Below are 7,946 nucleotides of genomic sequence, written 5' to 3'. Positions count from 1 at the left end.
GCACCGCGCTTCGTCCGCCGCCGGAGAGGAGCGCATACTCGAAGGCAAGGAGCGTCGCGAGCGAGCCGAGCACGGCCGCAAAGGGGAGATAGCGGCGTATCGCGTTCATAACGCCTCCGCACAAGCGGCCAGCTCAGCGGTGACCGATGGATCAAGACCGAAAAAGCACGCATTCGTCGCAAGGATATAGGCCGCGCTCCGGGGAGAGGACAGCGTATGCGGGGCATCGGCAGCGGAGAGCGGGAGCATCTTTGAAAAGTGATCGAGCACGAGGAGGAGGCGCGAAAGGGCGGGGACGCTCGCATCATCGGGCGTGAAGCGGATGACGCTTTTGAACACGATGGAAAAATACACGTCGCTTATCGAAGGCATGAGCTTTTCGCAGAGCGCATAGGTCTCGTCGAGGAACACCCTCGCCCGCGCATCGTATGACCGCTCGTCGTATCGGTAGGCATCGTAGATCATCGGCCCCTTGGTATACACCAGATCGCGCATGAGAAGCGATACCGATATGAAATTCAGAAGACCGTTCGCATCGAGATGGAAGCGGTTCTCTCCGGCGATACGTTGAGAGAACCCGGAATCGGAAGCGAAGAGCCCGCGGCACACGCCCGCAAGCATACCGGTCTCGATCATATGCAGGGTAACGCTGTTCCTGTCACGATAGACATCCGTGCGGGAAAGTTTCTTCAGGAACGAAAGCATGTCATGCGACTGCTCCTCGATAGTACCGCCGCCGGGTATGGCGGTGAGGAATGAAAGCGCAACACGGCCGAGCTGCGCTTCGATGCGTGCACCGTGTTCACCGGCATTCGATGTCGTTGTGCTCATGTTCTTCCTTACTAATGTGAATTTTCGGAATATATCGAAAAACCTTGACACAAGTATGATACCGGCCGGCAGCGGCTCACGGGGATATCGCCGCTCAATTTTTCGCTTAAAAGCGTCGAAAATGTAATGAGTAATACCTATCTACGGACACAGCATGAGCGAACGCGTCGTTATCCAGCCGAAACAATATGCGAGCGGGTCAGTGCTCTTCAAGCAGGGTGATGCCAGCCGCGATGTCTATATCCTGCAGGGCGGCAAACTCGGCATATACGTCGATGAGGTGGAAGTGGCCATTATCACCGAAAAGGGCTCATTTGTCGGGGAATCGGCGGCATTGCTCGAAGAACCGCGCAATGCGACATGCATCGTTCTCATGGACAGCGTCGTGACCGAACTTCCCGGCAAATACCTCGATAATATCCTCCAGCAGCATGCGGGCATCGCATCGCAGCTCATTAAGGTGCTCGCAAAACGCCTTCGCATGACGACGAAGAATTTCACCAGCATGCAGAAGAACGTCATCCATCTCAAGAAAGAGATGAACAAGATGAGGAAGCTCCCCGAGAAGACCGGCACCTATGATGTGATAACCGACCTCCTCGTCGAAATGAACTATGTCACCGAATCGGAGATAGAGCGCGCGCGGAAAAAACATGAAGCGATGCTTGCCACCGGCGTCGATAAGAACATACCGAACATACTCGTGGAAATGGGCATCATCACCATGTATCAGATGATAGAGGTCATGAAGGTTCAGCGGGAAATAGGGAGCTGACGGACCACCCATTTCTCACGGAACAGCGGGTTGCAACCCGCTGTTCTCTCCCCACAGGGAAATTCACATGAGCGCTGGCCCCGTATTTTAAAACCATCCCGCTCTTCCCCCGTATAATACTATCGAGGTCGGCATGCGATTGACGATAGCGTACTGCAAAGCGGCGTATCCGGAGCGCTGGAAGGATGCAGCATTCGAACGCATCTGGAACTCATATTACCGACGCGTACTGTATTTCATCCGCGTATCGTTCAATGCCCGGGAAGCGGACGATCTCGCGCAGGAGGTGATGGCGAAAGTGTTCGAAAAGCTCGACGCCTACGACGGACGGCACGCGTTCTCCACGTGGATATACACGCTTGCGCGCAATCACTGCATCGACCATGTGAGGAAAAGGAGGCTAGCGCACATCGAACTCCCTGAACATGTGCGTGCGCTCGCGGATACGGAACGCGATGTTATCGCCCGCGATGAAGACCGCGAGGTGGCAAAAGCCCTCGCCGCACTTACTGCTGATGAGCAGGGTATCTCGTTTCTCGCGTTCGGTGAACGTGCACCGTACAGACGCATCGGTGAAATATACCGAATGCCGCTCCACACGGTCAAGAATCGTGTGCATGCGATACGGACAAAGCTTAAGGATCGATTGAGGAGGACCTATGAGACTTGAACAGCGGCTCTATCGGCACTACAAGCGGGAGACCGCTCGGCCGAGGCGGAGGTCCTTCATTCTCGCGGACATGCTCGGGTACGCGGCAGCGGCGGCGGTCATCGCAGCGGCATTCGTTGTGCCGTCGAACATATCACCGCTTGCGCGCGGGTACACACGATTACTGGAACAGCCGGAAGTTCGATCGGCTGTGGAAAGTGGATTTTCTCACTACAAACAGGCATTAGAACAGAAAAAATAGGAGGCACAGTATGAAACGATTATTTTTCATTCCGCTGATCGGAGCACTTACACTGGCACTTGGAGCATACCTGCTTGAGGGCGGGAATATACTGTTGCTCTTCCAAATAACTGCTGCTCTCGGTACATACGGACTGACATTTGTCATGCTGCTTACGCAGTATTCTCCAAGCGAGATGGGAAAGGCATTCTCCGCTGCGGTGAAAGGAGGAACAGCCAAAGAACTGAAAATTTCATTGACGTATTTTGGGACAATGCAGCGCCTCGCTATCGTATCGGGTCTATTCATGCCGGCACTTGGCTGTATACACATCGGTATGAACACCAGTGAAATATCAAAAATCACCGGGTTTTTGATCGCTCTTTTAATGGTATCGATACTCTACTCGCTTTCCATTATGCTGTTCATCACGATACCGTTCAGCGGAGCGATAAAGAAGAGGATGGTGGAGTGACACTCACTCACCCCTCCCCTCTCTCACGGAGACCGGTGCAAATCGGCCTCCGTGCCTCGCACCGACTGCAACCTCATTGTTGCACGAGTGAGAGAAGGGGAGGGAGCCTCGGTCCGTTTTGAATAGTTTATTTATGGAGATCTAAATGTTTCAAGCTCGTGTGTTGACCGTTTTCCTGTTGCTTGTTTTTTATTCTTGCGCAAGTTATCAGACGGTATTAAGAAAAGATCAAGCCGGCAGTGTCGTTGAATACCGCATATGCGGCAACGGCAATCCCACGATCATCTTTGAGAATGGCATGGGTGCGAACATGGATTGCTGGGATCAGATATACCCCGCCTTTACCAACTCGAATACATTATTCTTCCATAACCGCCCAGGCTATGCGCGGAGCTCCGCTCCAACAACACCGAGGAACGGGAGCATTATCGTCGAAGAATTGCGGATACTGCTTCGTGCGGCTTCCATGAAACCGCCCTATGTTCTTGTCGGCCACTCTGCCGGCGGTCTCTACATGCAGTACTTTGCACGACGATATCCGGCAGAAGTATGCGCACTCGTACTCGTCGATGCCACTCACCCAAAAACCATGCAGGGCCCGGGCGCGTGGTCAAACTGGTCCGGGTTTGAAAAATGGATATTTTATTCTCTTACTTCAAAGACGATACATGAAGAGCTTAATGAATTGAACCGCACTGGAGATGAGGTATTGGCACTTCCAACATACACCAACGGACCTGTCGTCATTATGAATGCCGCCGCGTATTTTACCATGCATTCTGAACGCATAGATCACGACAACGAGAACAGAAAAGATACTGCCAGAATGTACCCGGGCTCTTCCACTATCTGGGTTGACAGCGCACATGACATTCCCCGAATAAAACCGGCTGCGGTCATTATCGGGATCAGCAATGCGCTGCGTGTGCTCGGTAACAATAGATAATATATTCGCTAATAATGTTCATCCGCGCACTTTAACGCTTATACTTGAGACTGCCCATGTCTTCTCTTCCCCCTTCCCTCTCTCACTTCCCTGTGAGAGAGGGGGTGCCGCGTATTTCGCGGCGGTGTGCGCCAAGGACGGCGCTACTGGCGGCGGCCATGGATGGCCAAAGCCGCCACGGGGGATGGGTGAGTGCGCCTCACCGCTCCCCATACGTCACCCTCTTCAGAAAAAGCCCCTGCGGCGGCACGGTAATGTCCGCACGCTTCCTGTCCTCAGCGAGCATTATCTCATCGACCGTTTCCGGCGGAAGCGTATCCCGATAAAGCGATAATATCGTACCGAGCACGATGCGCACCATATTATGAAGGAATGCATCCGCTTCGATGAAGAAATAGAGCATATCACCGCGGCGGGTGAACGATGCGCGTTTTATCTTCCGAATCTTGCTCCGGCTTTTGTCGGAGAGCGAACAGAACGAAGTAAAATTATGCGTACCGAGGAAGCGATCGGCATACGCGTTCAAACGGCGTATATCGAAGCGCGGTGCGGGTACCAGCCATGAGTAGCGGCGATAGAACGCTGAACTGATGGGGCTGTTGTGGATCATGTACACGTACGAACGCGACACAGCGCTGTATCGCGCGTGAAAACCATCCGGTGCGATGGCCGCATCGATGACGCGTATATCGCTCTCAAGATGATAGTTCAATGCAAGCGGCAGCCGCTCGACAGGGACCGACAGGTCATCGACAGCATAATGAGCGACCTGCCCGAGCGCGTGAACGCCGGAATCGGTGCGGCCGCTCCCGGTGAGCCTCACATCCCGCTTGTACATGCGTGCGAGTACCGCCTCTATCTCGCCCTGTATCGTGCGGGCATTGTCCTGCACCTGCCATCCGGCGTAGTCGGTACCGTCGTACTCTATCGTGAGACGAATCGTCGCCATGGATGCGTCAGATGCCGTGGTCGCGCTTGAGCTGATGGATGCGGTCCTCGATGTCGATACGGAGCCTCAGATCGATGAGCGTATCGACGAGCGATGGGTGCTTCGCCGTTTCGGCTATCTCGATTATCTTGCCGATCGCGGCGAGCGCATCGTCGAACACCGGGGTGGCGTCCGACAGGACGCGCGCCTTAAGCTCGTCGCTGATATTCGTCTGCAGGCAGAAATTGAGGAGCTCCGTGAAACCGTCGGCAGTGGATAGCGCATCGATGGCCTTCGCTGCGGCAATGACGGCCAAGCGGTCGTTCCGGTAGAGATAGCGCGCGAAAAGCGGGAGCGACTCCGCGTCATGCATCATACCGAGCGCCTCGATGATGCGCAGGTCCGAGATATAGGCCGTTTTACCGAGCATCTCCCGGAGGGACGGGATAAGCTCTTTCATTCCGTACACGCCGGCATAGGTTATGCACGACGGGGCGAGGGACGAGAGCGTCATGAGCTTTGCCACCGCTGCCGAGGGTATCGGCGGCGACGGAAGTCTGTGGCCGCAGAAATGCTGGAACACGAGCGTAAGGATATAATTCTCATCGGCGCTGAAATAACGCTCATCGGCGGCGAGGGAAGCGAGCACGGCATCGGTCGCACCATCGTTCATATCGATCATCGCGGTGATGAGCGACACATTGAGCGGATCGCGCCGGTGTTCGGCGATGATGAACGGCGCATACGATGTCAGCGTGAGCCCCGCCGCTATCTGTGCGATGATCTCGCGGACCTTGGGCGTTCGCGCCTCCACCGAGGCATCGAGCACCGCGTTCACGCGCTCCGCATCCTCGGGCGAAAGCCGCGCATAGTACGCCTTGTGCACGAGCGCATCGGCGAGCGCGCGGAACACCGTCTCCTCCTTTTCCGGCGGAAGTTCACGCGCGGCGAGCGCGAGAAGGTCACGGATGGAGCGCTCCTTCTTGAGGCGTATGATCGTATACGGGATGCGCGCGTAGAGCATTTTCGCATCGGTATCGACCATCTCCTCCGCAAGGCGTACGCAGATGTTATCGGCGAATGACACATCGACAATGACGATCGAATCGAGGATGGCGGCGAGAAGATATTTGTTCTCCGCGCTCAGGTACACCTGCCATAGCAGCTCATTGACATACGGGATGGAAAGCCGCGCGCAGTTCTCAACGGCAAAACGCACGGCGCTCCCGTATTTCTCGAAGTGGAACACATGCGCCTTCATGAACGCGGTAAGATCGTCCTGGATACGGTCGCGGTATTTCCTGCAGAACACGGTGGCCGCAATGTCCCATTCGGTCACTTCGTGCTCGTTCTCGCGATGCTCCGGCTTCGGTGTTTCCGCGGGCTTTTCCGGCACCGCATTCCCTATGGTCAGGAGCGTGAACATCTCTTCAAGATAGCGCGCCCGACGGCGCTCCGACTCGAATACGCCGCGCTCAAGCTCGATGAGCGAAAGATAGTTCCCCGCAAGGAGCGCTATCTTCTTTTCCGGATAATAGCGGTATTTCGTGAGGACATCCGCACGCTCACGGCCGCCCAGATGCGCCGCGACAATAACGAACGTTTCAAGGATGCGCTTATCCTTCAGGAAGAGGTTGCCGCGCTTATGCCGTATGATGCGGTCCTCGAGCTCGCGGACGTTCATCGGCTCGCCGATGAGGAGCATAGCATGCAGGATCTCATAGCACACCGCGGGCGATTCCGCATCAAAAAGTGCATGGAATTCCGACAGTATGTCCGGGCGGCCGAGCTTGCCGAGTATGCGTATGCAGTGCACGAGCACATCGGCATGCTTTGCTGACCGTATAAGCTCGCAGAGCCGCGGAAAGAAGATATTGTCGCAGAACCGATACAGCCCCTTCAGTATGATGATCAATTCGTCCAAATCGTCGGTATGCGACAGTGCCACGAGCGTTTCAAGGAGCGTTTTCTCCTTTTTGCAGTCAATGAGCGCCCTCAGGATGAGGATACGCTCTTCCTTGAAGTGCACCAGCCGATAGAGCAGCGTCAGTCCGCGCACGACATTGTATCCCCCGTCGCGCGCAAGCTCTTTCACGTACTCCTCAAAATGGCGGTACGATGATATGTTCGGATAGGTTCGTACGATATGCACTCGTTATCCCTGAAGCCGGGTCAGGAACCGCCGGCATTTGAGCACCGCCATGCCGCGGTGGCTGAGATAGTTCTTTTCATCGGCCTCTATTTCGGCGAACGTACGCGTGTACCCGTTCGGCACGAATATCGGATCGTAGCCGAATCCGTTCTTCCCGCGCGGCGAATCCATGATGCGCCCGTGCACGATGCCCTCGAACGAAGCATAGAGCGAATCGCTCAGCATGAGCACGAGCGTACAGCGGAACTGTGCGTACCGGCGTGCATGGCCGAAACCGCGCATGGCATCGAGCAGTGTTCTCACGCGGTCCTCATCGGATGCGTTCGGTCCGGCGTAGCGGGCAGAACGCACGCCCGGATCGCCGTTGAGCGCATCGACGGTAAGGCCGCTGTCGTCCGCAAGCGACGGCATGCGATACACCGAGAACGCGGAACGCGCTTTCAGGAGCGCATTATCGAAGAACGTCTCACCGGTCTCGGCAACGTCGGGGGCAGCGCCATCGAGCATACGCACATCGGGGATGACGCCCGTAAGGAGGCGCGCTATCTCAGAGCGCTTGCCGGCATTCCTGCTCGCGAACATCACGGATGGTATCATCTGTTCCGGTGCCCGATCACAGCTTGCTGCTTCCGACGACCGCCGCCCAGCGTACCGTTACCGTTACCCGCGCGGCAATGTCGATCGATGTGACCCATATCTTGATGTATGTCCCGCCGCTGTTGGGTGAATACAGGGCGTACATATGATTTGATGCACAGATGAAATGCATGCCCGCAGACTGATAGCCGCTCATCGGCATCTGCGCTGTCGCATAAAAATCGTTCTGGGACCCGAGCGGCTGCATCGTGAAGCTGTTCGGGTTCGCCTGACCGCACACCGCGTAGACGACCTGCCCGGGGCCCGGGATGTTCGTGTAGCTGCAGAAGAAATCGGCCGTCGCCGCCGTCTC

Annotated in this window: 10 protein-coding genes; 5 read left to right on the top strand and 5 right to left on the bottom strand. The window is 55.8% G+C overall.

Annotated elements, in window-relative coordinates:
- Positions 1-105 precede the first annotated feature (105 nt).
- Positions 106-831, bottom strand: a complete 726-nt coding sequence (locus AABZ39_20075) for a hypothetical protein (protein ID MEK6797082.1) — start codon at positions 829-831, stop codon at positions 106-108.
- Between the two features lie 154 nt (positions 832-985).
- Between AABZ39_20075 and AABZ39_20070 the strand changes: the two genes are divergently transcribed.
- From AABZ39_20070 to AABZ39_20050, 5 genes are all read left to right on the top strand, one after another.
- Positions 986-1,606 carry a cyclic nucleotide-binding domain-containing protein gene (locus AABZ39_20070; GenBank protein ID MEK6797081.1) on the top strand — a complete coding sequence of 207 codons (621 nt, stop codon included), beginning with the start codon at positions 986-988 and terminating at the stop codon, positions 1,604-1,606.
- Between the two features lie 133 nt (positions 1,607-1,739).
- Entirely contained in the window at positions 1,740-2,276 is a 537-nt protein-coding gene (locus tag AABZ39_20065; protein ID MEK6797080.1) for a sigma-70 family RNA polymerase sigma factor, read from the top strand.
- Positions 2,266-2,517: a hypothetical protein gene (locus tag AABZ39_20060; protein MEK6797079.1), complete on the top strand. Its 252-nt coding sequence runs from the start codon at positions 2,266-2,268 to the stop codon at positions 2,515-2,517. The genes AABZ39_20065 and AABZ39_20060 overlap by 11 nt, the downstream gene beginning before the upstream one ends.
- 10 nt (positions 2,518-2,527) lie before the next feature.
- Complete coding sequence (locus AABZ39_20055; protein ID MEK6797078.1) at positions 2,528-2,971, top strand: hypothetical protein; 444 nt, start codon at positions 2,528-2,530, stop codon at positions 2,969-2,971.
- Between the two features lie 145 nt (positions 2,972-3,116).
- The gene (locus AABZ39_20050) at positions 3,117-3,917 is read left to right on the top strand and encodes an alpha/beta hydrolase (protein ID MEK6797077.1); all 801 of its coding nucleotides are present in this window, start codon (positions 3,117-3,119) and stop codon (positions 3,915-3,917) included.
- A gap of 199 nt (positions 3,918-4,116) precedes the next feature.
- Here AABZ39_20050 and truA read toward each other — a convergent pair whose 3' ends face one another.
- The 4 genes from truA to AABZ39_20030 form a co-directional block, all read right to left on the bottom strand.
- Entirely contained in the window at positions 4,117-4,866 is a 750-nt protein-coding gene (gene truA, locus AABZ39_20045) for a tRNA pseudouridine(38-40) synthase TruA (GenBank protein ID MEK6797076.1), read from the bottom strand.
- 7 nt (positions 4,867-4,873) lie between these two features.
- Positions 4,874-6,997 (bottom strand): HEAT repeat domain-containing protein, encoded by a 2,124-nt coding sequence (locus AABZ39_20040; protein ID MEK6797075.1) that lies wholly within the window; start codon positions 6,995-6,997, stop codon positions 4,874-4,876.
- Positions 6,998-7,000: 3 nt separating this feature from the next.
- Positions 7,001-7,594, bottom strand: coding sequence for an RdgB/HAM1 family non-canonical purine NTP pyrophosphatase (gene rdgB / locus AABZ39_20035; protein MEK6797074.1), 594 nt, complete (start codon positions 7,592-7,594; stop codon positions 7,001-7,003).
- A 16-nt stretch (positions 7,595-7,610) separates the two neighbouring features.
- Positions 7,611-7,946: hypothetical protein (locus tag AABZ39_20030; protein ID MEK6797073.1), on the bottom strand; the 336-nt coding region annotated here is incomplete at its 5' end.

It is taken from the genome of Spirochaetota bacterium (assembly GCA_038043445.1).
Classification (GTDB): Bacteria; Spirochaetota; Brachyspiria; order Brachyspirales; family JACRPF01; genus JBBTBY01.
Note: the sequence above shows the minus strand (reverse complement) of the source record. Positions and strands in the feature narration are given on the sequence as shown.